The following is a 26,469-nucleotide window of genomic DNA, read 5'->3' as shown; positions in this document are numbered from 1 at the left end:
TGCCTTAAACCGCACACCAAGGCGCTTGATTGTGGGCCAAGCCAAGCCACAAGCCCCAGCCCGATGTGAAGGCCAAAGCCAAGCCGGCTAGGCGAATGCCCCAAGTACCATCGCCCAAGGTTTTGAGTTTGAGCATAAGCCAGGGTGCAAAGCCCAAACTCACTCCGCTGCCCAATGCAAAACAAGCCATGGTGAGTGCGCCGTCTAAAGCATTGCCCGTGAGGGCGGCCACATGCAACATGCTCCAAACAGGTCTGAGGGCTGCAGACTCTAACGTGAGCCAGCCCAGTGCTTGCACGCTGAAAGCCGCCACGCCACCCATCAAGCTGTAACCCAGCAAGCGACCTCCTTGAAATGACAGTAGCGCCCTGCTTTGCTGTGTGCCAGCCACTTGGCCCATGCCAGCACATGCAGCGCCGCACATGGCCACGCAATGCGGCCCACCGGCCAATCCCATGACCAAAGCCGTGAGGGCCAAGGAGGTTTGCATTTAAATGATTTTTGAAAAACGAGTTCGGTTGCGATCGGCTTGCAAATATTTGTCAAACACCATGGCCACACCCCTCACAAAAAACCAGCCCATGGGTGTCACGTGCAAGCCCTGCTCGCTTAACTCAAGCAAACCCTGACTTTGCATGCTTTGCAATTGCAGGAGTTCTTCGGAAAAATAGCTTTGAGCATCAATCAGCCATGCTTCATTGAACACATCGAACTGAACATGGCCTTGGCACATGATGGCCATGATCCAAGCGCGGCGTATCTGGTCGTCGCGCGACAGTGCCAAGCCCTTCACAACGGGCAATTGAGCTTGATCGAGCATGTCAACATACTCATCCATGGTCTTGGCGTTTTGGCTATAAGTGCTGCCCATGCGGCCAATAGACGAGACACCTAAGCCAATCAAATCGCAATCGGGTTGGGTGCTGTAGCCTTGAAAATTTCGGTGCAATCGACCTTGCCGTTTGGCCACCGCCAAAGCATCAACAGGCAATGCAAAGTGGTCCATGCCCACGTAAACATAGCCCGCCGCCATGAGGGCATCCATTGACCTAGACAACATGGCAATTTTGCTAGAGGCCACAGGCAGCTCAGCCGCCACTATGCGGCGCTGAGGCTTAAAGCGCTCAGGCAAATGCGCATAGGCATAAAGCGCGATGCGATCGGGGCGCAATGCATTGATTTGTTTCAGGGTGCGATCAAACGATTCTGGGCTTTGTTTGGGCAAGCCATAAATCAAGTCGACATTGACAGATTCAAAACCTATTTTGCGAGCAGAGGCCACCAAGGCAAAGACTTGCTCTACGGGCTGAATGCGGTGCACTGCTTTTTGCACTTCAGGGTCAAAATCTTGTACGCCAAAACTCAGGCGATTGAACCCCAACTCAAACAACAATGCCAAACGTTCAGCATTGACTGTGCGAGGATCGACTTCCACCGAATACTCACCTCCCGCCACAAAATTGAAGTTGCGCTTGAGCATCGACATCAGTGCACTCAATTCGCTGTCGCTTAAAAAAGTGGGCGTACCGCCGCCCAAGTGCAATTGGCTGACCGACTGCCCTGTTCCAATGGTGCTAGTGTAGAGAGCAAGCTCCTTTGCCAGATAGCGCAGATAGGGCACTGCTTTCTCGTGGTGCTTGGTAATGATTTTGTTGCAAGCGCAGTAATAACAAAGCGATTCACAAAACGGAATGTGCACATAAATCGACAAGGGTCGGTTTTTGTGACCTACGCCTTGGGTGCGCAAATCGAGCGCTTGGTGAAGATTTGACTGCGCACAAGCCTCGACAAACCGATCTGCTGTGGGATAAGACGTGTAACGGGGCCCTGGTATGTCAAAACGAGAGAGCAATTCGGGCGTCAAAAAGGACATACGGCATTTTCCAAGGCTGTCAAATTTAGAAGATTTGTCTAATGTGCCTTTTGACGCCCTCCTCAAACTTGACCTATATCAACTTATTGACAATCTAATGGGGGAAAAGTGTTTTATAAAAGCTTGAGGTGAATCAAATGACCTAAGTGGGTATAAGCTCAAGACTTGACTTGTCGCAATGTCAATTTTTCTGAAGTGAGGACGCCATGAAACCTGAAGTCATCAAAGTCGCATGTTCCAACTGCAACTTGCGCGAACTCTGCATGCCCATGGGGCTGTCTGAAAACGATCTAGAACGCCTAGACGACTTGGTGGCCACCCGCCGCAAAATCAAAAAAGGCACCACCCTGTTTAGCAATGGCGAAAAGTTCACATCGCTTTACGCCATTCGCACTGGTTTTTTCAAAACTTGCCTGGCTTCCGAAGATGGCCGAGACCAGGTCACAGGCTTTCAAATGGCCGGCGAAATCATTGGCCTCGATGGCATTGTGAACGACCAACACAGCTGCGATGCCATTGCCCTAGAAGACGCCGAAGTTTGCGTCATGCCCTTCGACCGCATTGAAGAAATATCGCGCGAGGTTACCGCGCTTCAACACCATGTGCACAAAATCATGAGCCGCGAAATTGTGCGTGAGCATGGTGTCATGTTGCTCTTGGGCAGCATGCGTGCCGAGGAGCGCTTGGCCGCCTTCTTACTAAATTTGGTTCAGCGCTTGCACTCGCGTGGTTTCTCGCAGTCCGAGCTGGTATTGCGCATGACACGCGAAGAAATTGGCAGCTACTTGGGGCTCAAACTAGAAACCGTCAGCCGTACATTCTCCAAGTTTGTAGACGATGGCATTGTTGAGGTGAAGCAGCGCCACGTTCGAATTTTGAACGCCGAGGCACTGCAGCAAATGGTCAATGCTCAGCCTCAGTGCCATTGAGTGAAGCTGAGCCCATTGAAAGCAGCGTGGTAAGGCTGCTAGACACAATGGCCAAAGCCCAAAATACAAAAAACTGGAGGTCCAAGTGTTGATGGCTTGATCATTGACTTGACTGAAATCTGACCACTCTTGCGCATGATCTAGCAAAGACCACTGAGCGGACAACACCTCAACATGGGTGGTGAGTGCTTGAGTTGACATGCTTCGAAGATAAGCCATCTGGCCTGCATCAAACTTGATCCAGATCAAGACGCAGAGAATTCAGAGTTTTATGCTGGGCACATCCATTCACAAAAGTAGCACACCATGTACACCAGAATTCTTGTTGCCACCGACGGCTCTCCCTTGAGCAAAAAAGCTGTTGCCAGCGCCATTGGCCTAGCCGCCACTTGCGGTGCTGAGCTCATTGCAGTGAAAGTGGTTCCACGTTATCCCATGTCTTATTTTGAGGGCAGTATTCCTCTCAATGCCAAAGATGTTGCGCGCATTGAAGGTCAGTGGGCCGAAGAAGCGCAAGCCGCTGTGGATGCGGTTCAAAAATCGGCCAGCATCAAGGGTGTCAAAGCCAAGGCTGTAGTGAGCCGCTCCGACATTGTGTCTGATGCCATCATTGCAGCAGCCAAAAAACACAAGGCCGACTTGGTGGTCATGGCCTCACATGGCCGCAAAGGCATCAAGCGTTTGTTGCTGGGCAGTGAGACGCAACAAGTGCTAACCCACTGCCACGTGCCGGTGTTGGTCTTACGCTAAGAACAAATTTTTGTGCTCATCGCGCAATAAATTTTTCTGAACTTTGCCCATGGTTTTTCGTGGGAGCTCTGGCACCACGAAACACTTTTTGGGAATTTTGAAGTTGGCCAATTGCGATTTCAAACTGGCAATGATCTGGTCTGCGCTTAACTGTGCGCCAGCCTTGGCAATGACCACAGCCACACCCACTTCACCAAAGTCGGGATGCGGCACACCCACCAAAGCACTTTCTGCCACACCCGGCATTTCGTTGATGTAGCCTTCAATTTCTGCGGGGTAAACGTTGTAACCGCCACTGATGATCAAATCTTTGCTACGTCCCACAATGGTCACATAGCCGCGCTCATCAAACTTGCCCACATCACCGGTTTTGAAAAACCCATCGGAGGTAAATTCTTCCTTTGTTTTCTCGGGCATGCGCCAGTAGGCCTTAAACACATTGGGCCCTTTGACTTGAATGTTGCCAATTTCGCCCACTGGCAGGCTCCGGCCATCATCGCCTTGCACTCTGAGCTGCACGCCGGGCAAAGGAAAACCAACCGTACCACCACGTCGCTCACTTTGGCCCTTGTGGCGCTTGTCGGCCGCATAGGGGTTAGATGTGAGCATGACGGTTTCACTCATGCCGTAGCGCTCCAAAATGGTGTGCCCCGTGCGCTGCTGCCATTCGGTAAATGTTTCAATGAGCAAGGGTGCCGAGCCTGCCACAAACAAGCGCATGTTGCGCACTGCTTCTTTGTTGAGCGATGGTTCAGAGAGCATGCGCACATACAGCGTGGGCACCCCCATGAAAACCGTGGCCTCAGGCATTTTGGCAATCACCAATTTGGGATCAAACTTGGCAAGCCAAATCATTTTGCTGCCATTGATGAGGGCACCGTGAATGGCCACAAACAAGCCGTGCACATGAAAAATAGGCAATGCATGAATGAGCACATCGCCTTTTTTCCAACCCCAATAAGACTTGAGGGTTTGCGCGTTGCTCAGCATGTTGCCATGCGTGAGCATGGCGCCCTTGCTTCTGCCAGTGGTGCCGCTGGTGTACAAAATAGCGGCCAAATCGTCTTGGTCTTTGACAGCAATTTGGTGCTCATCTTTTTGCTGCGAAGCACGTTCAAGCAAAGTGCCCGTTCTGTCGTCATTCAGGGTGAACACATGCTGAGTGCCCGCCTTGAATGCAATCTTACTCACCCAAGCAAAGTTGGCACCCGAGCAAACCACCACCGCAGGCTCTGCGTTGCCAATGAAGTATTCAATCTCGGCACTTTGGTAGGCTGTGTTCAAGGGCAAGAACACATAGCCTGCTCGCAAGGTGGCCAAATACAGCATCAAGGCTTCCACCGACTTTTCCACTTGCACCGCAATTCGGCTGCCCTTGGGAAGTTTCAAGCCATTAAACAAATTGGCCATCATGGCACTGGCACGGTCTAAATCGCGCCAGCTGTAAACCAAGCCATGATCGGTTTCAACCGCAGCACTGTCGAGCTGAGCGGGGAATGCAGCTCTCAAAGCTGCAAACAAATTTGCTTGGGTCATCTTTAGTCCAGCTTTGCGCCAGAGGCTTTCACCACCTGGCTCCATTTGCGCAATTCAGTTTTGATAAAGGCATCAAATTGAGCGCCTGCCAAGTTAGGAAACTCAGCGCCTTGCGTTGCCCAAATTGCTTTGGCTTCATCGGTTAGGCAGGCTTTGCGCACTTCATCTATCATGCGGCCCTGAGCCTCGGCCGGTGTGCCTTTGGGTGCCCAAATGCCATACCAAGTGCTGACGGTGTAATCGGGCAAGCCCAATTCTGCCGAGCAAGGCACATCGGGAATGGCGGGGTTGCGCTTGGCACCCGAAACCATCAAGGCCTTGATTCTGCCGCCCTTGATGTGCGCAGAAGAAGAACCCAAGCCATCAAACATCATGTCAACGTTGCCCGAAATCAAGTCTTGCAAAGCGGGGCCGGCACCGCGGTAGGGAATGTGCGTGATGAAGGTTTGTGTTTGGAGTTTGAACAACTCACCAGCCAAGTGGTGCGAGGTGCCACTGCCTGCAGAGCCGTAATTCAATCTGCCTGGATTTTTCTTCACAAAATCCAAGAACTCTTTCAAAGTGTTGGCGGTGACTTTTTTGGGATTGACCACCAACACTTGGGGCACAGCAGCCACCAAAATGAGCGGTACCAAATCGCGCTCTAAGTCGTAGTCCAACTTGGGGTACATGCTGGGTGCAATGGTGTGGTGCACAGCGCCCATGAAATAGTTGTAGCCGTCGGGGGTTGACCTTGCGGCCACACCAGCACCCACAGTACCGCCAGCACCGCCCTTGTTGTCAATGATGATTTGCTTGCTGGTGAGCTTGGCAAAGACTGCAGCCAATGGTCTGGCGAAGGCATCTGTACCGCCACCTGCAGGAAACGGCACAATCATGTTGACGGGTTTGCTTGGCCATGTGGCCTGAGCCCAAGCCGGCAAAGCGGCTGCCAAGGATGCACCAGCAGCCCATTGCAAGACCTCACGGCGCTGAAATTGGTTTTTGGAATGTTGCATTTTTGTCTCCTTCATTAATTTTAAAAAACTCAAAAATTGGCGATCAAACTCAAACTCTTCATCCAGCTTGTCTAGGCTTGTTGACCGCCAAGTACAAAAAGATTCCAGCCACAATCATGGGCACGCACAACCACTGCCCCATGCTCAGACCCAAAGACAACAGCCCCAGGTGTGCATCGGGTTCACGGAAAAATTCAGATACAAACCTGAAAAGGCCGTAACCGATCAAAAATACAGCTGACACTTGGCCAAGCGGCCTGTCTTTTCGGGCAAACACCCAAAGTATGACAAACAAGAGCAAGCCTTCCAGCAAAAACTGGTAAAGCTGTGAGGGATGCCGCGCAAAATCGCCCGCCCCTCTAAAAACCATGCCCCAGGGCAGGTCGGGGTCTGCCGGCCGGCCCCAAAGCTCGCCATTGATGAAATTGCCAATGCGACCAGCAGCCAATCCTGTTGGCACGCAGGGCGCTACAAAATCCATCACTTGGAAAAATGGCCGTTGCCGCGTTTTGGCAAACCACCACATGGCCGCCATGACGCCCAACAGGCCTCCATGGAAGCTCATGCCGCCTTGCCAAACATAGGCCACTTCCCAGGGATGCAAGAGGTAGTAAGCCGGTTGATAAAACAAGCAAAAACCAATGCGGCCGCCCAACACCACACCCAGCACGCCTGCAAACAAAATATCCTCCACGTCCCGAACTTGCCAATGGCTTAAGCGTGAAAAAGGCGGATGTTTGAGTCTTTGCGTTGCCAAAAAGAAAAACAGCGCAAAAGCAGCCAAATAGGTCAAGCCGTACCAATGAATGGCGAGCGGGCCCAATTGCAATGCAATGGGGTCAATTTGGGGGTGATTCAACATGAGCCCGATTGTGCCTTGTTGCAGGCCCTTTTGGGCATCGTGAAACCCCTCAGTTTGGACAAGCTTATTCAGGCCCAAACAAGGGTCTGTAGTCTGGGTAGTCACTTAGAATAAAGCCCAATCAGACTAAAAAGCTTGTTTTGAGCCCTAATGCACTCAATTCCCGAATCCCTTAAACCCTTAATCCATCTAAACAACAGACCCACACCATGAGCGACAAAATCATCCCCATTACGCCTGCCACTGCGATCAATCGCCGCAGTGCCAACATCACCCAAGGCAAATCCAGAGCGCCCAACCGCTCCATGTATTACGCCATGGGCTATGAAGAAGGTGATTTTGTCAAACCCATGGTGGGTGTGGCCAACGGTCACAGCACCATCACGCCTTGCAACAGCGGTTTGCAAAAACTGGCCGATGCCGCCGTAGAAGGCATTGAAGAGGCCGGTGGCAACGCCCAAATCTTTGGCACCCCCACCATTTCAGATGGCATGGCCATGGGCACCGAAGGCATGAAATACTCCCTCATCAGCCGTGAAGTTATTTCTGACTGTATTGAAACCTGCGTGCAAGGCCAATGGATGGATGGCGTGCTGGTGGTGGGTGGTTGCGACAAAAACATGCCAGGCGGCATGATGGGCATGCTGCGTGCCAATGTGCCCGCCATTTACGTTTATGGCGGCACCATTTTGCCCGGCAGGTACCAGGGCAGAGACTTGAACATTGTGAGTGTGTTTGAAGCCGTGGGTGAAAACTCAGCTGGCACACTGAGCGACTTCGATTTGAAAGAAATTGAAAAGCGCGCCATTCCTGGCACAGGTTCATGCGGCGGCATGTACACAGCCAACACCATGTCTTCCTCGTTTGAGGCGCTAGGTATGTCGTTGCCCTACTCTTCCACCATGGCCAACCCCCACGATGAAACGAAAAATTCGGCGAAGGCATCCGCCAAGGTTTTGATTGAGGCCATCAAAAACGATTTGAAGCCACGCGACATCGTGACCAAAAAGGCCATCGAAAATGCCGTGGCTGTGATCATGGCCACTGGCGGCTCAACCAATGCTGTGCTGCACTACTTGGCCATTGCTCACACAGCCGGCGTCGATTGGACCATTGACGATTTTGAGCGCATGCGCAAAAAGGTTCCCGTCATTTGCGATTTGAAGCCCAGCGGCAAATATTTGGCGGTTGACTTGCACCGCGCAGGCGGCATTCCACAAGTCATGAAGGTCTTGTTGAAGGCTGGTTTGCTGCACGGCGATTGCATGACCATCACCGGCAAAACCGTGGCCGAAAACTTGAAAGACATTCCAGACACACCGCGTGCAGACCAAGACGTTATTCGCACCATCGACAACCCGATGTACGCAGAAGGTCACTTGGCCATATTGAAAGGCAACTTGTCTCCCGAAGGTGCTGTGGCCAAAATCACGGGCTTGAAGAACCCCGTCATTACCGGACCTGCTCGCGTGTTTGACGACGAGCAATCGGCTTTGCAAGCCATTCTGGACGGCAAGATCAAAGCCGGCGATGTCATGGTTTTGCGCTACCTTGGCCCCAAAGGCGGCCCTGGCATGCCTGAAATGTTGGCTCCCACTGGCGCGCTCATTGGCGCTGGTTTGGGCGAGAGCGTGGGCCTCATTACCGATGGCCGTTTTTCTGGCGGTACTTGGGGCATGGTGGTGGGTCATGTGGCGCCAGAAGCAGCCGCGGGCGGCACCATTGCCTTGGTGCACGAAGGCGACTCTATTACCATCGATGCGCACAAACTGGTTCTGGCATTGAACGTACCCGACGAAGAAATTGCCAAACGCCGTGCTCAGTGGCAGGCGCCTGCTCCGCGTTACACCCGCGGTGTTCAGGCTAAGTTTGTGTTCAATGCTTCTAGCGCCAGCAAGGGCGCTGTACTCGATTTGTTCTGATCTGAAAAGCTCGTTTTGAGCTTTTCAATGTCAGAGACCAATGGCGGCAATGCCCGCCTTGGCAATCTGCGCATCCTCAGGCGACTTAACGCCACTCACGCCCACTGCGCCAATGCACGCGCCATCTTTCAAAATGGGGACGCCGCCTTCCAGCATGCCTTCAATGTAGGGCGCCGACAAGAATGAATATCGTCCTCCATTGATCACATCTTCATAAATTTTGGTTTCACGGCGACCCATGGCTGAAGTTTTGGCCTTGGCTGGCGCAATGTGAGAGGAAATAGGCGGTGCGCCATCCAAGCGTTGGAAATGCAGCAAATGGCCTCCCGCATCCACAATGGCAATGCTCACAGCCCAGTTGTTTTTTTCAGCCTCTGCCTGTGCAGCTGCGGCAATGGTTTGAACGTCTGATAATTCGAGGATCGATTGGGTTTTCATGGTGTCTAAGGTTTCAATGGCTCGGGTTTAAAAACTGACCAAATAGCATACCCCAGTCGGGCTGCCAGATTGGTTTCTAGGTGGCCGCCAAACAAAAGACCCTGAAATCTTTGGCAAATTGGTCTTTTGGCCAGACAAGCTCTACAATTTGCTCACCCGATACAGGGTGAAATATCAGGAGTTCACAAATGAGCGATCTTCAAAACATCGAACAACCCACCTGGGGCGGCACAGTCAGCACGCCCGCTGAACGCAACAAGGTCATGCGCAACACCTATATGCTGCTGGCCTTAAGCCTATTGCCTACCGTTTTGGGGGCTTGGATCGGTGTGTCAACCGGCATCACTCAGTCAATGGGTGGTGGCTTAGGCTTGCTTATTTTCTTTGGCGGCGCCATTGGCTTCATGTTCGCCATTGAGAAAACCAAGCACTCCTCTGCTGGCGTGCTGGTCTTGCTGGCCTTCACCTTCTTCATGGGTCTCATGCTGTCACGCATGATTGCCATGATTTTGGGCTTCAAAAACGGCGCCGACCTCATCATGACGGCCTTCGCTGGCACCGCAGGTGTGTTTACAGTCATGTCCGTCTTGGCCAGTGTCATCAAGCGCGACCTGTCTGGCATGGGCAAGTGGTTGTTTGTGGGCGCATTGGTGCTCATGGTGGGCGGTATCGTCAACATCTTTGTGGGCTCTACCGCCGGCATGATGGCTTTGTCTGTGGCTGCCATTGGCATCTTCAGCGCTTACATGCTGTACGACTTGAAGCAAATTTTGGATGGCGGTGAAACCAACTACATCAGCGCCACCCTCATGCTTTACATGGACCTGTTCAATGTGTTCCAAAGCCTGCTGGCCTTGTTGGGCCTCTGGGGCGGCGAGCGCGACTAAACATTTAGCAGCCCTTTTGAAGGGCTTCACATTCAAGCACCTGAGTTCACTAAGAACTCAGGTGCTTTTTTCATAGCCGCTCAAAAACCGCCATGCTCTCGACGTGAGCGGTGTGTGCAAACATATTAACCACGCCTGCACTTAAGCACCTATACCCCGCCCTGTGAACCAGCAAGCCAGCATCGCGCGCCAGAGTGGCAGGGTTGCAGCTCACATAGACAATTCGCTTGGGAAATAGCCAGGCACCTCTAAGTTCTGTGTTTTCATGCAGCTCTGCCAATGACTTGGCCAAAGCAAAGGCGCCCTCGCGCGGTGGATCGATGAGCCACTTGTCTGCAATGCCATCGGCCATGAGCATCTCTGGCGTCATCTCAAACAAATTGCGGGCAATGAAGGTGGTGGGTGCCAATGGCTTGTTTGGGCCGCGCAAGCTTTGGTTGCGAGCCAAATTTTCTAGCGAGCGAGCGACCAATGTTTCGGAGCCTTCAATGCCCACCACTTCTTTGGCTGTGGTGGCAATGGGCAAAGTGAAGTTGCCCAAGCCACAAAACCAATCGATGACACGTTCGTGTGCTTCAGGCTTGAGCAAGCGCAAAGCCCGCGTGACCAGCACGCGATTGATGTGTGGGTTGACTTGCGTGAAATCGGTAGGCTTGAAAGGCATGTGCACACCAAAGTCTGGCAAGTCGTAGGACAGCTCAGGGCCACCTTCGTCCATGAGCTTGACCGTATCGGGGCCTTTGATTTGCAACCACCACTGCACCGCATGCAACTTTGCAAAAGCGCGCAGTCGATCTTGATCGGCTTGGCTCAAAGGTTCTAAATGGCGCAACACCAGGGCCGTGACAGTATCGCCTTGTGCCAATTCAATTTGCGGAATGGTCTCGCGCGCATCCATGCCAAAAATCAATTCGCGCAGTGACATCAACATGGCGCTGATGTTGGGCGGCAAGACCCTGCAGGTTTTGATATCGGCCACATAGCGGCTTTTGCGCTCGTGAAAACCAATGAGCACTTCGCCCTTTTTGTGCACATAGCGCACCGACATGCGGGCGCGATAGCGATAGCCCCAACTTGGGCCCTCCATGGGGCGCAACAAGTTTTCAGGTTTGACTTTGCCCAAATGCCACAAGTTGTCTTCGAGCACGCGTTGCTTGATGGCCACTTGGGCACTGGCTTCGAGGTGCTGCATTTTGCAACCACCACAGGCACCCGCGTGCAAGCCAAAGTGCGGGCACCCAGGCTTGACGCGCTGCGAAGATTCTCGGTGAACCGCCGTGACCACGCCGGCTTCCCAATTGTTTTTCTTGCGATGCACATTGACTGAGACCAGCTCAAAGGGCAAAGCGCCTTCTACAAAAACCACCTTGCCGTCTGGCTTTCTGGAAATGCCTTGAGCCTCTATGTCGAGTGCATCAATGTGCAGCCAACCTGGTGGTAAATCGGAACGTCCAAAAATAATTTCTTGTGTCTGCTCTTCTCGGGAGGTGTCGCTCTGTTTGCTCATGGCCGGGCGGGTAACAGTTTGGCGGGATCGACTGGTTTGCCTTGCCTGCGAATTTCAAAATGCAACTTCACTCGATCGGCGTCCGTGCTGCCCATCTCGGCGATGCGCTGACCTTTGGTCACTTGTTGGTCTTCTTTGACCAACAGGGCTTGGTTGTGCGCGTAGGCCGTGAGGAAGGTGTTGTTGTGCTTGATGATGACCAAATTGCCATAACCCCTAAGGCCTGAACCTGCATAGACCACTTTGCCATCGGCAGAGGCCAGTACGGGGTCGCCCGCCTTGCCCGCAAAATCGAGACCCTTGTTTTTGGCTTCATCAAAACCGGCCAACACTGGGCCAGGGTGAGGCCATGCGAAAGCCAAGCCCTCATCGTTCACGATGGTTTGAGAGCTTGAAGATGCTGAAGATGCAGGCGATGCTGCCGATGCTGCAGGCACGCTGGCGTTGGCTGAAGGCGGCGTGACTGTTGCTGGCATCTGGCCTTGGGCTACAACAGCTTTGCTGGGCCGGGGGGCCGCTGCTTCTTGCGCAGGCGGCGCAACACGCAGCACCTGATCAACCTCAATGAGATTGGGATTGTCTATGCCGTTCCACCTGGCAATGTCACGCCAAGATTGGCCATGGTCTAAGGCAATTTTGGTGAGCGTATCGCCAGGACGCACGCTGTAGAAACCTGGCTTGCCAGCGTTTTCTGAACCAGGCAAAGAAGAAGCGCCCATGGAAACAGGTGAGCTGGTGGCCACTGGTGCGCTGGCAACCGGCGAGTTGGCCATAGGAGCTTTGGTGGGAGGTGTTTTGGCTGCTTGGGGCTGCGTATTTTGGCTGGAGCGCGATGAGCTAGGAGCCGCCACCCGATCTTCTATGGGAATAGGCCCGCGCGGCCGGCTTGAGCAAGCCGCCAAGACGCAAACTGCCAGCACACAGATGGCTGCCAAGCTCTGACGGTTTTTCAACAATGTCATTCAAAATCCTTCAGGAGATACCCGATTTTAGAGGGACAAAATGAACCGCTTCCAAAACGCTTTGTTTAAACCCTTGGTCTGTTTTGTCAACCACCATTAGCGCTTGCTGGCCATTGGCCGTCACAGTGGGCGCCACCAAGCGACCGCCTAAGGCCAATTGATCTAGCCATGCCTGCGGCAGTGTTTCACCCCCTGCGGCAGAAATAATGGCAGCATAGGGGGCGCCTTTGGGGTAGCCCAGCATGCCATCTCCAAACAGCAAGTGCACATTGGCCAACCGAAAATGACGCAGATTGGCGCGGGCTTTTTCATGCAAGCCCTTGAGGCGCTCAATGCTGTAAACCTCGGTGGCCACATGGCTCAATACGGCGGCCTGGTAGCCACAGCCCGTGCCAATTTCAAGCACACGCCCTAGCTTGCCCTGTGCGCCTTCGCGCAACAACTCAATCATGCGCGCCACCACATTGGGCTTGGAAATGGTTTGCCCCAATCCGATGGGCAAACTGGTGTCTTCGTAGGCCTGATTGACCAAGGCGCTTTCGACAAAGCGATGCCGCTCAACGCTGCCCATGGCTTGAAGCACCATGGGATCTTTCAAACCTTGGGCAGCCAACTTTTGCACCATGCGCAATCGCACCGCACTGGAATCTAGTCCCAAGCCTTGCGGGTTGGAGGAAGCTGGCATTTTTGCCGCAGGTGCTTTTGAAGGCCCATTTAAAGGCGCCTTTAAAGGGGCTTTGGCAGGCGCTTTAATAGGCGCTTTGACAGGCGCAGCCTTCGCTTGGCTATTGAGCTTGACGGGAAAACCAGGGCGCTGCGCCATCAGCCCTCCCAAACTTTGAGCTTGGACAAATTTTGTGTCCAGAAACCCGCATTGTCATGGTCGGTGAGGTCGACCTTCAAAGGTGTGATGGTGACATGGCCATTTTTGGCGGCGTGAAAATCGGTGCCTTCGCCATCGTCCATGGCCTCACCTGCATTGCCAATCCAATACATGGTTTCACCCCGGGGGCTTAGCTGGGTAATGACAGGTTCGGCAGCATGACGTCGGCCAAGGCGACACAACTTGGCGTTTTTCCATTGAGCCTGAGCATTGGGGATGTTGACATTCAACAACCAAGGCGATTTGCCAATGAGCTGGGCCTCTGCAAATTGAGCGACCATGTTTTTGGCAAACTCTGCGGCTTGATCTAAATGGGCCCAACCCTTTTCTGTTTGAGAAAAAGCCAGCGCGGGAATGCCAAACAAATAGCCTTCCATAGCAGCACCCACAGTGCCAGAGTACAAGGTGTCATCGCCCATGTTGGCGCCATTGTTGATGCCCGACACCACCAAGTCGGGGCGATATCCCAAAAGGCCCGTAAGGGCGATGTGCACACAGTCGGCGGGTGTGCCGTTGACATAGCGAAAGCCGTTTTCACCGTGCCGCACATACAGGGGGGAATGCAGCGTGAGGGCATTGGACTTGGCGCTGTTGTTGTGCTCGGGCGCAACCACTTCCACTTCGGCCACTTGCTTCAGGGCGTGGTAAAGCGCCACAATGCCCTCAGCGCGGTAGCCATCGTCGTTGGAAATGAGTATTTTCATGGGTGGGTCCTTGGTCTCAATTGTAGGTCGCTACCGAGACATCCCAATGTCTAAATTGCCCTTTATATTCAATCCATTGAATGATTTTTGAGGAGAATTTCTGTGCACGCTTGGCTTTGCGAAAACCCCGTCGGTGTTGATGCTTTAACTTGGAAAGAAATGCCCACACCTGCGCCTCAAGCAGGCCAGGTCTTGATTCGAATTGAGGCCGCCAGTTTGAACTTTCCCGACTTGCTCATTGTTCAAAACAAATACCAAATGAAACCCGACCTGCCCTTCGTGCCAGGCTCGGAATACGCAGGTGTCATTGAGGCCGTGGGCGAAGGTGTGACGCACCTTCAAGTGGGCCAATCGGTGGCCTGTTTGTCGGGCACAGGGGGCTTTGGCACCCACACCCTGGCACCTGCCAAATTGTGCATGCCATTGCCGCCCGGCTTTCCCGCTGTCGATGCGGCAGCCTTCATCATGATCTATGCCACATCGCACCACGCCCTCATCGATCGGGCGGCTTTGAAAGCAGGCGAAACTGTGCTGGTGTTGGGCGCTGCCGGTGGCGTGGGCACGGCGGCCATTCAAATTGCCAAGGCTGCAGGCGCTCGCGTCATTGCAGCCGCCTCCACCGACGAAAAATGCGCCCTGTGCAAATCTTTGGGCGCCGATGAAACCATCAACTACACCACGCAAAACATGCGTGAGGCATTGAAGGCCATGACCGAAGGCAAAGGGCCCGACGTGATTTACGACCCCGTGGGTGGCGACTTTGCCGAGCCAGCGTTCCGCTCCATTGCATGGCGCGGTCGGTACTTGGTGGTTGGCTTTGCTGCAGGCCCTATTCCCGCCCTGCCCTTCAACTTGGCTTTGCTCAAAGGCGCCTCCATTGTGGGCGTATTCTGGGGCGACTTTTCAAGACGCGAGCCCAAAGCCAACGCCGCCATGATGGCCGAGCTGGCCTCTTGGTATGCACAGGGCAAGGTCAAACCCGTCATTGACCGCACCATGCCCATGAGCGAGCTCAAGGCGGCTTATGCGCACATGGGGTCAAGAGGCGTCATGGGCAAGCTGGTGATGGTCAACTGAGCCTTTGCTGTTTCTTTTTAAAAGCAGGGTCGTAGCGCTTGATCCAGTCAAAAAACTCGTGGTACCAAATCACGTTGTTGGCTGGCTTCAAGATCCAATGATTTTCGTCGGGGTACCAAAGTAGGCGCGCATCCACACCCTTGGCTTTGAGGGTGTTGTAGTAAGCCAGGCCTTGAGCGTCTGGCACACGGTAGTCTTTGGCGCCATGAATGACCAGCGTGGGGGTTTGCATGGTGGCGGCATAGGCATGCGGGCTTTGGGCGTGCACCTTCTTGATGTCGTTCCAATACCAGCCGCCCAATTCTTGCGCGTGCCATCCGTAGGCATCGTCGGAGAACATGCCCACCCAGTCAAAGCAGCCTGCATGGCACACATAGGCCTGATAACGGCCTGGCTTCACATGCGCATTCATCCAAGCCACCATGTAACCACCGTAGCTTCCGCCTGTGGCAAACACACGGTCTTTGGCAATCCAAGGTTTTTTGCGCAGCCAATCTGTGCTGGCTTCCATGTCTTGCAACTCCAACTGACCCCATTGGTGCGTGATGGAATCGAGAAACTTCAAACCAAAACCAGAAGAGCCGTGGTAGTTGACATTGGCCACCACGTAGCCTTGGGCTGCAAACACATGGTAGTTCCAACGCCAGTGCCAGACATCGCCTGGGCCGGTATGAGGCCCGCCATGAATGGTGTGCAGCAACGGATACTTTTGGTCCTTGGTAAAACCTGGCGGGAAATGCAACCACACCTGGACATCATCGCCTTGCGCGCCTTTGAACCAATGCTCTTCGGTTTGGCCCAAGGCCACACCCGCCAGCAAATCGTCGTTGAAATGTTCAATGCGTTTGAGTGCTGCCGATTCAATTTGACCCGATTCATCGACTCTCAAAACATGCAGACGACCTGGGTGAACGGCCCGATCGGTCAAGGTGACGAGTTGGCCTGCAGCTTCATCAAAGGCGTGCACTGTGCCGCCTTCAGCGACGATGCTTGGCGTCTGTTTGGCAATGTCAAAACGCCAAACATGCTGACGCCCTTTGTCCTCGGCTTTGCACAACAAGGCCGCGCCATCTTCGCTCCACTTGAGGGGCATTTGTGGCTCACGATCCCACTTGGCGCTGATGGCTTTCCAAGCAGCAGATTTCTGGCCCGCGGCACCTGATGCCTTGAGTTCAAGCAAAGCCAAATGATTGGGCTGTGTATGCTTGATCGCTTGGTGTGAGGCCAAAAATGCCAATTGCTGACCCGTGGGACTGTAGGCAGGACCCGACAAATCCCATGCTTTGTTTTTCACCAGCTCGCGAATAGCCTTTGGCTTAGACCCCTTGAGTTCAATTTCTGCCAAAGCCATGCGGGGGGCTGCATTTTGCGCCCTGTCTGGGTCAAACACAAAAGTGATTTTTTGACCATCTGGCGAAATGTCAAACTCATTGGCACTGGGTTCGCGGCGCGGCAGCTCGTAGTCTGTGCCCTCGAGCAAGTCGACCACTGCGCCCGTTGCAATATCCATGATGCACAAATGCGGCACACGCCCCATGGGCAAGTTGTGATCCCAATGCCGGTAGACCGCATCTTCGGTGGCATAGGCGCTGTCTTTGCGGGCTTTGGTTTCTTTGAGTTTTTCAGCTTGTGCGGAGGTGCCCTTCAACTTGGGCCAAGCCCAAGTGATGAAGGCAATGCGCTTGCCATCGGGAAACCATTTGAAGTCGACCACGCCGGTGGCAACCTCGCCTGCGCGTTTGGCTTCACCACCATCTGGCGGAATGAGGTAGAGCTGGGGCTCGTCGTCCTTCTTGCCATTTTGCTCGCGCTTGGCCACAAATGCCACCCAATCTCCTTGGGGAGAAAACTGTGGGCGACCGTCTTTGTCGCCACATTGCGTGAGTTGTCTTGGCTCTCCGCCTAAAGTGGAGAGCAACCAAATGGCGCTTTGAATGGTGTTTTCCTTGACGGAGGGTTGCGCCACAGCACACACCACCTGCGCCCCATCTGGACTGATGCTTGGAGCACCCAGACGCTGAAGTTGCCACATCAACTCAACGGTGAGTTGCTTGGCTGAAGTTTTGGTTTTGCTTTTGGAGATAGATTTGGATTTGGATTTGGAATCTAGCGCAGCCATTTCTAGGATGTCCTTCATTTCGTTGGTAAAAATTCTTGCTCGACAAGTTGATCAATCGCCTTTGCAAGCTCAAAGTCTTTGCGTGTCAGGCCTTGTGCATCGTGGGTCCACAACTTGATACGAACCTGTGTGTACGAAGAGGTGATTTCGGGGTGGTGGTTTTGGCGGTCAGCCAACTCACTCACTTTGACCAGCATTGCAATGGCAGTTTGATAACTCTCAAACCGCCACACCTTTGAGATGTACAAATCTGAGAAGTTGCAAGTCCATTGATGAAGGTTTTTCAAGCAGTCTTCAACTTGATCTGTGCTGAGTAAATCGTTTGACATTCGATTGGATTTATTTCTTTATTCGGTGCGCTCAAACAGCTCTGGCGCATGGCGTTCAATTTCCATCATGACCGACTTCAACATGGTTCTCCAAAACAAGATGACAGAACCAACTAGCAAAAAGCCCGGAAGACCGGGCTAATTGCTTGAATGAGATGGGGTGGCTGATGGGGCTCGAACCCACGACAACAGGAATCACAATCCTGGACTCTACCAACTGAGCTACAGCCACCGTAGAAGCGGAATTATAGCCGAATCTATTTCGGTATCAGGCCCCCTGCGCCTCAGACTTGGTCTTGGCCGCACTGGGCTTAGGCACCAAAATTTCAGCCTTCAGCTTGGTTTTCAATTGGGCGATGTAGGCCTGAGTTTCTGCAGTGCCCCAAAGTTGCGTAAATTGTTGTTGAGCCTGGGCCATGAGCGCTTTGTTTTCTGGCTCTGGCGGAAAAACCTTGGTCACACGTACCACGGCAAAGCCCTGGGCACCCAAATCAACGCCATTGACTGAGGGCAAATTGTTGGGGTCTGCACGCAATGCAGCATCCACCACTTGGGGCAATTGTCTTTGTGTATTTTCACGAGAAATCACAATGGCATTGGGCAGTGCGTCGGAGCCCGTTTTGGCTTTGAGCGCAGCCAGGCGTTGCTCGCCCTGTGCCTTGGCCAATTCAGCCGCCTTCTCTTGCGTGAAGGCGCGTTTCACAAAGTCCTTCACCTCGGCATAGGGCAATGTGGCGGCAGGTTGGTGCTTAACCACCCGCGCAGAAACCAAAGTGCTAGGGGCTACTTCAATGGCTTCGGTGTTGCGCTGCTTTTGCAAGGAGGCTTCGTTGAACAAGGCTTGCAACAATGCAGGATTGCTCAAGATACCCTTGGCCTGCGCTGGGTTGGCAGGCTGACGCGCCACTTGATTGGCCTTTTGAATGTTGAGCTTGAGCTTCTCGGCCACGGGCTTCAAACTGTCAGATTGTTCGTAAACCATGTTGGAAAAGGTCTCGGCCAATTCTGCGTACTTGCGCTGGGCTTGTTGCTTTTTCAAGTCGGCTTCTAAAGTGGGGCGCAGGGACTCAAAGCTTTGGGCCTTAGGTGCCTTGATGTCGGTGAGTTGGATAATGTGATAGCCAAATTCAGACTCAACCAAATCGCTGATGTCTGATTTTTTCATGCTGAAGGCAGCATCTTCAAATACCTTGACCATGGCACCCCGCGCAAAGAAGTCCAAGTCGCCCCCTCTTACGGCAGAACCTGGATCTTGGGAGTTTTTGCGAGCCACATCTGCAAAGCTGGCAGGTTTGGCCTTGACCACTTTGAGCAACTCTTCAGCCTTGGCACGTGCTGCTTTTTTCTCTGCCTCGGGGGCATCTTTGGCGGCAGTGATCAAAATGTGACTTGCGCGTCGTTCTTCCTTGCTAGACAAACGCTGCAAGTTTTGTTCATAGTAAGTCTTCAGGTCTTGCTCGTTGATGGTGACGGATTGACGCAAAGTTTCAATGTCCAAGACAATGTATTCAATATCGGCCATTTCGGTGGACTGGTATTTGTCTTTGTTTTTGTCGTAAAAGGCTTGCAGATCTGCATCGGAGGCTGAAACTTTGTTTAAAAAATCGGCGGCCGGAAAATTCAGAATTTGAACTTCACGACGCTGCATAAACGCGTTCAAGGCTGTTTGCGTTTGGGCAGTGGTTGCATAAGCTGATGCTTGAACGCCTTGAGTTACTTGTCGGTTAGACAAATCTGCGCGCACTTGCATTTCAAACGTTTCAGGCGTCATGCCCTGAGATGCAGTCAACTGCTTGTAACGCTCCATGTCGAGTTTGCCATCTGCGGTGCGCAATGCCGCAATGGCTGGGCTTTGCTGAAGTTCTTTGGCCAAACGTTGGTCACTGGCAACCAAATGCATTTTTTGTGCTGCGGCGGCAATCACCTTATCGCGAACCATTCGTTCTAGCGTGGCGTATTTGGCTTCAGGGGTGTCAAACAGTTTCACATCGATCGTAGGCATGGAGGCTCGAATGCGGTCAACTTCATTCTTGTGCGCAGCATCCCAATCGGATTGGTTGATTTTTTGACCGTCAACCTTGGCAACCACCATGCCTTTGTCGTCGAAACGACTGTAGCCTTCAAGACCAAACAAAACAAATGAAGGAATGATGAGCAAGAACAACAAGCCCATCATGATCTTCGTGTTATTGCGGACAAAATCAAACATGTGAGAACTCTCTGTGAAGTAACGCGGGCAATGTCTTAAAAACACAAAAGGCGAACAACCTGTTCGCCTTTGCTTGGGGGTGGTGGGTGATGACGGGGTCGAACCGCCGACCTACGCCTTGTAAGGGCGCCGCTCTACCAACTGAGCTAATCACCCCCCCTTAATCAAAGATCAGTTCAAGGCGTCTTTGAGGGCCTTGCCTGGACGGAACTTAGGCACCTTGGCAGATTTAATTTTGATGGCAGCGCCAGTGCGTGGATTGCGGCCAGTGCGAGCAGCGCGCTTGGTGACAGCAAACGTGCCGAAACCAACCAAGGCGACAGTGCCGCCCTTTTTCAATGTGGTGCGAACGGCGCCAATGGTGGCTTCCAATGCGCGGCCTGCAGCTGCTTTAGAGATATCTGCTTGTTTGGCAATGTGCTCAATCAATTCGGTCTTGTTCATACAAAGAGCTTTCGAAAAAATAAACTCACTCAAAAAACGAGTGACTCAACAGAGTTAAAAATTTTTGTTTGAAGTTTAAAAAACTTCTGGGACAAAACATTGTCTCCGCTATGCAATTGTCGACTTCAATTTAAACAGACAGATTGCGCCTGTCAAATGATTTTCAGTCTAGAAACCGCACAGCGAAACGAATTCTAGATCTAAACTGAATCGCTACGGGGCGCATGACGAAAAAATAATTTGAGTTCTATAACTTGATCCCAAAAGTTCTCATAAAACTGCCGCAATGGCTTTGCCAAGGTCTTGCGTATTAGCAGAACCCCCAATATCCGGGGTCCGTGGCGCGCCACTATTTGGTGCTAGTACTTTTTCTATGGCACCCAACACGGCGTCGTGCGCAGGTTTGCAACCTAAGAATTCCAACATCATGGCGCCACACCAAATTTGACCAATGGGGTTGGCGATGTTCTTGCCTGCAATGTCGGGCGCAGAACCATGCACGGGCTCAAACAATGAAGGATATTTTTTATCGGGATTGAGGTTGGCACTGGGCGCAATACCAATGGTGCCGGTACAAGCCGGTCCTAAGTCGCTCAAGATATCGCCAAACAAGTTGCTGGCCACCACCACGTCAAAAAAGTCGGGGCGTTGCACAAAATGCGCCGTCAATATGTCGATGTGAAACTTGTCAAGCTGAATGCCTGGATAATTCTTGGCCATCTCAACAACGCGCTCATCCCAATAAGGCATGGTGATGGCAATGCCGTTAGATTTGGTGGCACTGGTTAAATGTTTTTTGGGTCGCGACTGGGCCAACTCAAAGGCAAATTTCAAAACACGATCGACGCCAATGCGTGACATCACTGTCTCTTGCATCACAATTTCGCGATCGGTACCTTGGTACATGCGGCCGCCAATGCTGGAGTATTCGCCCTCGGTGTTTTCCCGAACAATGTACATGTCAATTTCACCAGGCTGTCTAGGCGAACCATCTTTTCGAACCACTGGCGCAATGATGCCTGGCATGAGTCTGGCGGGGCGCAAATTGATGTATTGATCGAACTCGCGGCGGAACATCAACAAGGATCCCCACAAGGACACGTGATCGGCAATTTTGTCGGGCCAACCCACTGCACCAAAGTAGATGGCATCGTGTCCGCCAATTTGGTCTTTCCAATTGTCGGGCAACATTTGACCGTGCTTTTCAAAGTAGTCCCAACTTGAAAAGTCAAAGTGATCAAATTTCAAATCAAGATTGAATTTGGATGCGGCTGCCTCCATGACGCGCAAGCCCTCTGGCATGACTTCTTTGCCAATACCGTCTCCGGCAATTACTGCAATGCGTTTTTGACTCATCTTTTTCTCCTTCAATTCATTTAGCAGGTCTGAGCACCCAGCTCACACCCCATGCTGTGAGGGCGATGCCCGCCAAAGTGACGGCCGTGATCGGTTCATCAAACAAGAACCAGGCCAGCAGCGCGGTGCACGGCGGCACCAAATACATCAAACTGGTTACGCTGGCAGCCGCGCCCTTTTGAATCAGCATGTACAAAAGCGAGCTGCCGCCCAGCGTCAATCCTAATACAGACCAAGCCATGGCACCCATGCTTTCAAAGTTCCATTGCACCGACTCCGTTTCAAGCCATGCAATGGGCGTGGTGACCAGCAAAGCTGCTATCAATTGCGTTGTATTGGCTGTTCTCACATCGCAGGGCTTGACGAACTTTTTTTGATACAGCGTGCCCAAGGTAATGGACAAAAGCGCCATGACGGCAAAACTCAAATTTAAAAGTGTGACGTGATCGAGCGCGGTGCCCTGCGTGAATTTGTGCCAGACCACCAACAGCAAGCCACAAAAACCCAACACCAAACCCATCCATTGGCGCTGCGTGACTCGGTTTTCTGTGGCATTGCTGCTGGACGACAGCCAAATGGCCGTCAAAACTGGCTGCAGACCCACGATGAGGGCTGACAAGCCAGAGCCCATCCCTGCCTTGACTGCCGCCCAAACACCGCCCAAATAACCTGCGTGCATGAGGATGCCTGTGATTGACAAGTGAAACCATTCCGATCGGCTTTGGGGCCAACGAACGCCCGCAAAACGAATCCAAATGAGAAAACAAGCAATGGACAAGGCATACCGGTACCAGAGAAAGGAAAAAGGCGGTGCGTTTGGCATGCCATATCGCGCAACAATGAAACCAGTGCTCCAGATGAGCACAAACACTGCTGGCATGGCCCGCACCCAAGCATCAGATGAACTTGGGTGACTCATTTCACTCGCGCGCGAATTTCAGGCAGGGCCTTTTGCATGTAATAAATCATGGACCAAATGGTCAAGATGGAGGCAATCCAAATGAGGCCAGTGCCCCACAAATGCGTGTCGATCACGCCAAAAAGTTGGCCGTTGTAAAGCAAGAATGGAATGGCCACCATTTGAACCGTGGTCTTGAGCTTGCCCACAAAATGAACCGCAACACTTTTACTGGCCCCAATTTGGGCCATCCATTCGCGCAATGCAGAAATGGCAATTTCACGGCCAATGATGATCAGGGCCACCAACACATGCACTCTGTGCAAATGGACCAGCATGAGCAATGCCGCGCAAACCAAGAACTTGTCGGCAACGGGGTCTAAAAATGCACCAAAGGAAGAGGTTTGATTGAGCTTGCGAGCCAAATAGCCGTCTAACCAATCGGTGATGGCAAACACCACAAACATGGTGGTTGCCAAAAAGTTTCGTGTCTCGAGTGGCAGGTCGGAGTAGAACACCCACACAATGAAGGGAATCGCGACGATGCGCGTCCAAGTCATGATGGTGGGAATGGTGAAAAACATGGCTCGTATTGTGTCATGCCTTCAAGTCACTTTGCTGACATGGGGCATGAAGCCCTAGTGAAGCGCTTGGTAGATACTTTCTGCAAGCTCTTTAGAAATTCCATCGACCGACATCAAATCTTCAACACTGGCATCTTCCACCCCGCGCACACCGCCAAAGCGCTGCAACAATTTGGCTCGCTTTCTGGGCCCAATGCCCGATATTTCTTCTAAGCGACCACCGCCTACCCGCACTTTGGCGCGTTGCGCGCGCATGCCCGTGATGGCAAATCGGTGAGCTTCGTCTCGAATTTGGGCTACCAGCATGAGAGCGGCAGAGTCTTTGCCCAAATAGATCTTGTCGCGGCCATCTGCAAAAACCAACTCTTCAAGGCCCACCTTGCGGCCCTCGCCCTTTTCAACGCCCACAATCAAAGACAAGTCGAGACCCAAGGTTTCAAAAACCTCTTTGGCCATAGACACCTGTCCTTTGCCGCCATCAATCAGCACCACATCGGGCATTCTCAACTTCAGATCGACTTCGCCCGATTTGATGGCCTCGGCCACCTTGCCGTAGCGCCGCATCAAAACCTGGCGCATGGCCGCGTAATCATCGCCTGGGGTAATGCCTTCAATTTTGTAACGCCGATATTCGCTGTTTTGCATTTTGTGGTTTTGAAAAACCACGCACGAAGCTTGCGTGGCCTCACCGGAGGTGTGTGAAATGTCAAAGCATTCCATGCGCAAAGCATCGATGTCGTCGGGCGCCAAATCGAGTGCATCCACCAGCGCTCGGGTGCGGGCTTGTTGCGAGCCCTCTTCTGCCAACAATCGCGCCAATTGAATGGCTGCATTTTTTTCTGCCATCTCTAACCAGGCTCTTCTTTGTTCGCGCGGGTTGTGGACAGCATTTACTTTGATACCAGACTGTGAGGCTATGGCTTCAAGCACCTTGGCATCGATCTTCTCACTCGTGATGAGAGCCGGGGGCACAGGGATGTTGAGGTAGTGCTGCGCAATGAAGGCTTCCAATATTTTCACTTCCAAAGTGATGGCATCGGTGCTCACGTCATCTTCGAGGGCTTGGTTGAGCATGGCATGGCCGTCTTCCACATGCGAGGGAAAATAAGGCCGATCGCCCAAATGGCGGCCACCTCGCACCATGGCCAAATTGACGCAAGCTCGGCCCCCCTGAACCTTCACGGCCAATATATCGACATCGGTGTCCGTCACAGTATCGACCGACTGCTGATGCAGCACGCGCGACAAGGCCGTCATTTGATTGCGAACCTCTGCGGCCAATTCAAATTCAAGCTTGTCGGCATGCGTCATCATGCGCGACTCCATGGCCTTTAAAACTGCTTGGGTTTCACCGCGCAAAAAAGCCTCTGCCTGCGCCACATCTTGCGCGTATTGCGCCTCTGAAATCACACCCACGCACGGACCCGAACAGCGCTTGATTTGGTACAACAAACAAGGCCGCGTTCGGTTTGAAAAAACAGTGTCTTCGCAGGTGCGAAGCCTGAACACTTTTTGCAAGAGCTGAATGGTTTCCTTCACCGCCCAAGCACTGGGGTAAGGACCAAAGTAACGGTGCTTTTTTTCCACGCCGCCACGGTAGTAGGCAATCCTTGAATAGTCCTCAGCTTTGACCCCCGCTTTGACCTCCGCTTTAACTTCATTGTTGGAAGGGGTAGCGCGCAAGTCTTGGCGCACCGTGCCCGTTCCAGACACCTTGAGGTAGGGGTAGCTTTTGTCATCGCGAAACAAAATATTGAACTTGGGGCTCAATGTTTTGATCAAATTGTTTTCCAGCAGCAAGGCTTCCGCCTCAGACCGCACAACGGTTGTTTGCATTCGCCGGATCTTGCTCACCATGTGACCAATTCGGGTGCCACCATGGTCTTTTTGAAAATAACTGCTCACGCGTTTTTTCAAATTGCGGGCCTTGCCCACATACAAAACCTGGTCTTGCTCATCAAAATAGCGGTAGACCCCCGGCAAACTCGGAAGTGCGGCCACCTCGGCCAACAAAGATTCTGGATGAACACTCGACATGGGCGCTATTGTGTCTCGAAGCGGGCGACAATATCGCGCATGCTATGGGACATTTTTTGCCGCGTCATCGACAACCACGGAGATTTGGGGGTCTGTTGGCGCCTGAGTGCCAACTTGGCCCAGCGCGGGCACCAAGTTCGCCTGTGGGTAGACGATGCCACTGCACTGGCTTGGATGGCGCCCGAGGCCAAGGCCAATTCAAAAGGATCCGCCCTTTATGCCACCCCCACTGGGCAGGTGGTGGTCAGGCCATGGGCTGCGCCTCTTCAGCCGCAAGATGTGGCATCAGACGTTTGGGTTGAAGCCTTTGGCTGCGAGTTGCCCGAGCATTTCTTAACTTGGGCCCAATTGGCTCACCATAACTCAAACGCTTCACACCCAGTCTGGTTGAACCTGGAATATCTCAGCGCAGAGTCTTACGTGGAAAGAAGCCACCGACTGCCCTCCCCCGTCATGAGCGGCCCGCTTAAAGGCCGTACCAAATGGTTTTTTTATCCGGGCTTCACTCACAAAACAGGGGGCTTGATCAGAGAGCCCTGGGTTCAAGAAGAACTTCAATCAAGGGGATCACCAGGCTCGGAAACCGTCAAGTCAAAGCCCTACCCGCAAACAAGTACGCTGTTTTGTTATGAACCAGAAGCTCTGACAGAAGCCATGCAACTGGCATCTTTGAACACCTCGGGGCATCAATGGCAGGTGGCGCACGGACGTGGCGCATTGGCTTTTGAGCATGCGTTGCAACAGTGGCCTGCGCACTTGGATCGGCCCCATTTTCATTACATGCCCCCAGTGCCTCAAACTGAGTTCGACCGTGTTTTGGCGTCAAACGATTTGAATTTTGTACGCGGTGAAGACTCCTTGGTGAGGGCCCTTTGGGCGGGCAAAGCCTTTGTCTGGCAAATCTACCCCCAAGACGATGGTGCTCATGGTCCTAAATTGAATGCTTTTTTAGACTGGCTTTGTGCGCCAGAAAGCCTTCGGCGCTTTCACCTGCGCTGGAACGGCCTCTCGCAAGAGCCTTTGCCCCAAATAGACCTGCCTGCTTGGCATGCCTGCGCCGCCGGTGCCAGGGCGCGTTTGATGCAACAAATGGATTTGGTCAGCCAACTGCTTCAATTCGTGGCAGAAAAGCGCTAAAATTGCGGGCTTTGGGCCAATTTGAGCT

24 protein-coding genes and 2 tRNA genes are annotated in these 26,469 nt (G+C 52.7%); 6 read left to right on the top strand and 20 right to left on the bottom strand.

Annotated features, from left to right (window positions below):
- Window positions 1–4: 4 nt before the first annotated feature.
- Together B9Z32_RS11955 and hemN are read right to left on the bottom strand one after the other, a co-directional pair.
- Window positions 5–490: a sulfite exporter TauE/SafE family protein gene (locus B9Z32_RS11955; RefSeq protein ID WP_108421672.1), complete on the bottom strand. Its 486-nt coding sequence runs from the start codon at window positions 488–490 to the stop codon at window positions 5–7.
- A complete protein-coding gene (hemN, locus tag B9Z32_RS11950) occupies window positions 491–1,873 on the bottom strand; it encodes an oxygen-independent coproporphyrinogen III oxidase (RefSeq protein ID WP_108421671.1) in 1,383 nt (460 codons plus the stop codon).
- Window positions 1,874–2,079: 206 nt separating this feature from the next.
- On the opposite strand from hemN, the gene fnr reads away from it, so the two are divergent.
- Window positions 2,080–2,802: a fumarate/nitrate reduction transcriptional regulator Fnr gene (gene fnr / locus B9Z32_RS11945; RefSeq protein ID WP_108421670.1), complete on the top strand. Its 723-nt coding sequence runs from the start codon at window positions 2,080–2,082 to the stop codon at window positions 2,800–2,802.
- 306 nt (window positions 2,803–3,108) lie between these two features.
- Entirely contained in the window at window positions 3,109–3,552 is a 444-nt protein-coding gene (locus B9Z32_RS11940) for a universal stress protein (protein ID WP_108421669.1), read from the top strand.
- Here B9Z32_RS11940 and B9Z32_RS11935 read toward each other — a convergent pair.
- The 3 genes from B9Z32_RS11935 to lgt are packed head-to-tail and all read right to left on the bottom strand — an operon-like array spanning window position 3,544 to window position 6,948.
- A complete protein-coding gene (locus tag B9Z32_RS11935) occupies window positions 3,544–5,088 on the bottom strand; it encodes a malonyl-CoA synthase (RefSeq protein ID WP_108421668.1) in 1,545 nt (514 codons plus the stop codon). The two genes, B9Z32_RS11940 and B9Z32_RS11935, sit on opposite strands and share 9 nt — an antisense overlap.
- A 2-nt stretch (window positions 5,089–5,090) precedes the next feature.
- Complete coding sequence (locus B9Z32_RS11930) at window positions 5,091–6,086, bottom strand: tripartite tricarboxylate transporter substrate binding protein (protein ID WP_233248304.1); 996 nt, start codon at window positions 6,084–6,086, stop codon at window positions 5,091–5,093.
- A gap of 58 nt (window positions 6,087–6,144) precedes the next feature.
- Complete coding sequence (gene lgt / locus B9Z32_RS11925; RefSeq protein WP_108421876.1) at window positions 6,145–6,948, bottom strand: prolipoprotein diacylglyceryl transferase; 804 nt, start codon at window positions 6,946–6,948, stop codon at window positions 6,145–6,147.
- 209 nt (window positions 6,949–7,157) lie between these two features.
- On the opposite strand from lgt, the gene ilvD reads away from it, so the two are divergent.
- Window positions 7,158–8,870 (top strand): dihydroxy-acid dehydratase, encoded by a 1,713-nt coding sequence (gene ilvD / locus B9Z32_RS11920; RefSeq protein ID WP_108421666.1) that lies wholly within the window; start codon window positions 7,158–7,160, stop codon window positions 8,868–8,870.
- Window positions 8,871–8,900: 30 nt separating this feature from the next.
- Here the strand turns inward: ilvD and B9Z32_RS11915 are convergent, their stop codons facing one another.
- Complete coding sequence (locus B9Z32_RS11915) at window positions 8,901–9,308, bottom strand: heme-binding protein (protein WP_108421665.1); 408 nt, start codon at window positions 9,306–9,308, stop codon at window positions 8,901–8,903.
- A gap of 188 nt (window positions 9,309–9,496) precedes the next feature.
- Here B9Z32_RS11915 and B9Z32_RS11910 point away from each other — a divergent pair, with 188 nt between their 5' ends.
- The gene (locus B9Z32_RS11910; RefSeq protein WP_108421664.1) at window positions 9,497–10,195 is read left to right on the top strand and encodes a Bax inhibitor-1 family protein; all 699 of its coding nucleotides are present in this window, start codon (window positions 9,497–9,499) and stop codon (window positions 10,193–10,195) included.
- Window positions 10,196–10,265: 70 nt separating this feature from the next.
- Here B9Z32_RS11910 and rlmD read toward each other — a convergent pair whose 3' ends face one another.
- From rlmD to surE, 4 genes are read right to left on the bottom strand one after another with little or no spacing between them, the layout of a single operon-like run.
- A complete protein-coding gene (rlmD, locus tag B9Z32_RS11905; protein WP_108421663.1) occupies window positions 10,266–11,702 on the bottom strand; it encodes a 23S rRNA (uracil(1939)-C(5))-methyltransferase RlmD in 1,437 nt (478 codons plus the stop codon).
- Window positions 11,699–12,664, bottom strand: a complete 966-nt coding sequence (locus B9Z32_RS11900; protein ID WP_108421662.1) for a peptidoglycan DD-metalloendopeptidase family protein — start codon at window positions 12,662–12,664, stop codon at window positions 11,699–11,701. The genes rlmD and B9Z32_RS11900 overlap by 4 nt, the downstream gene beginning before the upstream one ends.
- Window positions 12,665–12,674: 10 nt before the next feature.
- A complete protein-coding gene (locus B9Z32_RS11895; RefSeq protein WP_108421661.1) occupies window positions 12,675–13,487 on the bottom strand; it encodes a protein-L-isoaspartate(D-aspartate) O-methyltransferase in 813 nt (270 codons plus the stop codon).
- Complete coding sequence (surE, locus tag B9Z32_RS11890) at window positions 13,487–14,251, bottom strand: 5'/3'-nucleotidase SurE (protein WP_108421660.1); 765 nt, start codon at window positions 14,249–14,251, stop codon at window positions 13,487–13,489. The genes B9Z32_RS11895 and surE overlap by 1 nt, the downstream gene beginning before the upstream one ends.
- Window positions 14,252–14,353: 102 nt before the next feature.
- Between surE and B9Z32_RS11885 the strand changes: the two genes are divergently transcribed.
- A complete protein-coding gene (locus B9Z32_RS11885; RefSeq protein WP_108421659.1) occupies window positions 14,354–15,328 on the top strand; it encodes an NADPH:quinone oxidoreductase family protein in 975 nt (324 codons plus the stop codon).
- On the opposite strand, the gene B9Z32_RS11880 is transcribed toward B9Z32_RS11885, so the two are convergent.
- From B9Z32_RS11880 to uvrC, 10 genes are all read right to left on the bottom strand, one after another.
- The gene (locus B9Z32_RS11880) at window positions 15,321–17,465 is read right to left on the bottom strand and encodes a S9 family peptidase (RefSeq protein ID WP_233248302.1); all 2,145 of its coding nucleotides are present in this window, start codon (window positions 17,463–17,465) and stop codon (window positions 15,321–15,323) included. The two genes, B9Z32_RS11885 and B9Z32_RS11880, sit on opposite strands and share 8 nt — an antisense overlap.
- A complete protein-coding gene (locus tag B9Z32_RS11875; protein WP_108421658.1) occupies window positions 17,462–17,776 on the bottom strand; it encodes a 4a-hydroxytetrahydrobiopterin dehydratase in 315 nt (104 codons plus the stop codon). The genes B9Z32_RS11880 and B9Z32_RS11875 overlap by 4 nt, the downstream gene beginning before the upstream one ends.
- A gap of 156 nt (window positions 17,777–17,932) precedes the next feature.
- Window positions 17,933–18,008, bottom strand: a tRNA-His gene (locus B9Z32_RS11870).
- A gap of 36 nt (window positions 18,009–18,044) precedes the next feature.
- Complete coding sequence (locus B9Z32_RS11865) at window positions 18,045–19,985, bottom strand: SurA N-terminal domain-containing protein (protein WP_108421657.1); 1,941 nt, start codon at window positions 19,983–19,985, stop codon at window positions 18,045–18,047.
- Window positions 19,986–20,065: 80 nt separating this feature from the next.
- A tRNA-Val gene (locus B9Z32_RS11860) sits at window positions 20,066–20,141 on the bottom strand.
- Between the two features lie 15 nt (window positions 20,142–20,156).
- The gene (locus B9Z32_RS11855; protein ID WP_055361060.1) at window positions 20,157–20,429 is read right to left on the bottom strand and encodes an HU family DNA-binding protein; all 273 of its coding nucleotides are present in this window, start codon (window positions 20,427–20,429) and stop codon (window positions 20,157–20,159) included.
- Between the two features lie 270 nt (window positions 20,430–20,699).
- Window positions 20,700–21,785 (bottom strand): tartrate dehydrogenase, encoded by a 1,086-nt coding sequence (locus tag B9Z32_RS11850; protein ID WP_108421656.1) that lies wholly within the window; start codon window positions 21,783–21,785, stop codon window positions 20,700–20,702.
- 16 nt (window positions 21,786–21,801) lie between these two features.
- Window positions 21,802–22,704, bottom strand: a complete 903-nt coding sequence (locus B9Z32_RS11845; protein ID WP_108421655.1) for a DMT family transporter — start codon at window positions 22,702–22,704, stop codon at window positions 21,802–21,804.
- Window positions 22,701–23,267 carry a CDP-diacylglycerol--glycerol-3-phosphate 3-phosphatidyltransferase gene (pgsA, locus tag B9Z32_RS11840; protein WP_108421654.1) on the bottom strand — a complete coding sequence of 189 codons (567 nt, stop codon included), beginning with the start codon at window positions 23,265–23,267 and terminating at the stop codon, window positions 22,701–22,703. The genes B9Z32_RS11845 and pgsA overlap by 4 nt, the downstream gene beginning before the upstream one ends.
- Window positions 23,268–23,321: 54 nt before the next feature.
- On the bottom strand, window positions 23,322–25,304 hold the full coding sequence (uvrC, locus tag B9Z32_RS11835) for an excinuclease ABC subunit UvrC (protein WP_108421653.1): 1,983 nt from the start codon (window positions 25,302–25,304) through the stop codon (window positions 23,322–23,324).
- A gap of 39 nt (window positions 25,305–25,343) precedes the next feature.
- Between uvrC and earP the strand changes: the two genes are divergently transcribed.
- Window positions 25,344–26,441 (top strand): elongation factor P maturation arginine rhamnosyltransferase EarP, encoded by a 1,098-nt coding sequence (earP, locus tag B9Z32_RS11830; protein WP_108421652.1) that lies wholly within the window; start codon window positions 25,344–25,346, stop codon window positions 26,439–26,441.
- Window positions 26,442–26,469 lie beyond the last annotated feature (28 nt).

It is taken from the genome of Limnohabitans sp. MMS-10A-178 (assembly GCF_003063375.1).
Taxonomy (GTDB): Bacteria; Pseudomonadota; Gammaproteobacteria; order Burkholderiales; family Burkholderiaceae_C; genus Limnohabitans_A.
This window is presented reverse-complemented; position numbering and strand designations above follow the sequence as displayed.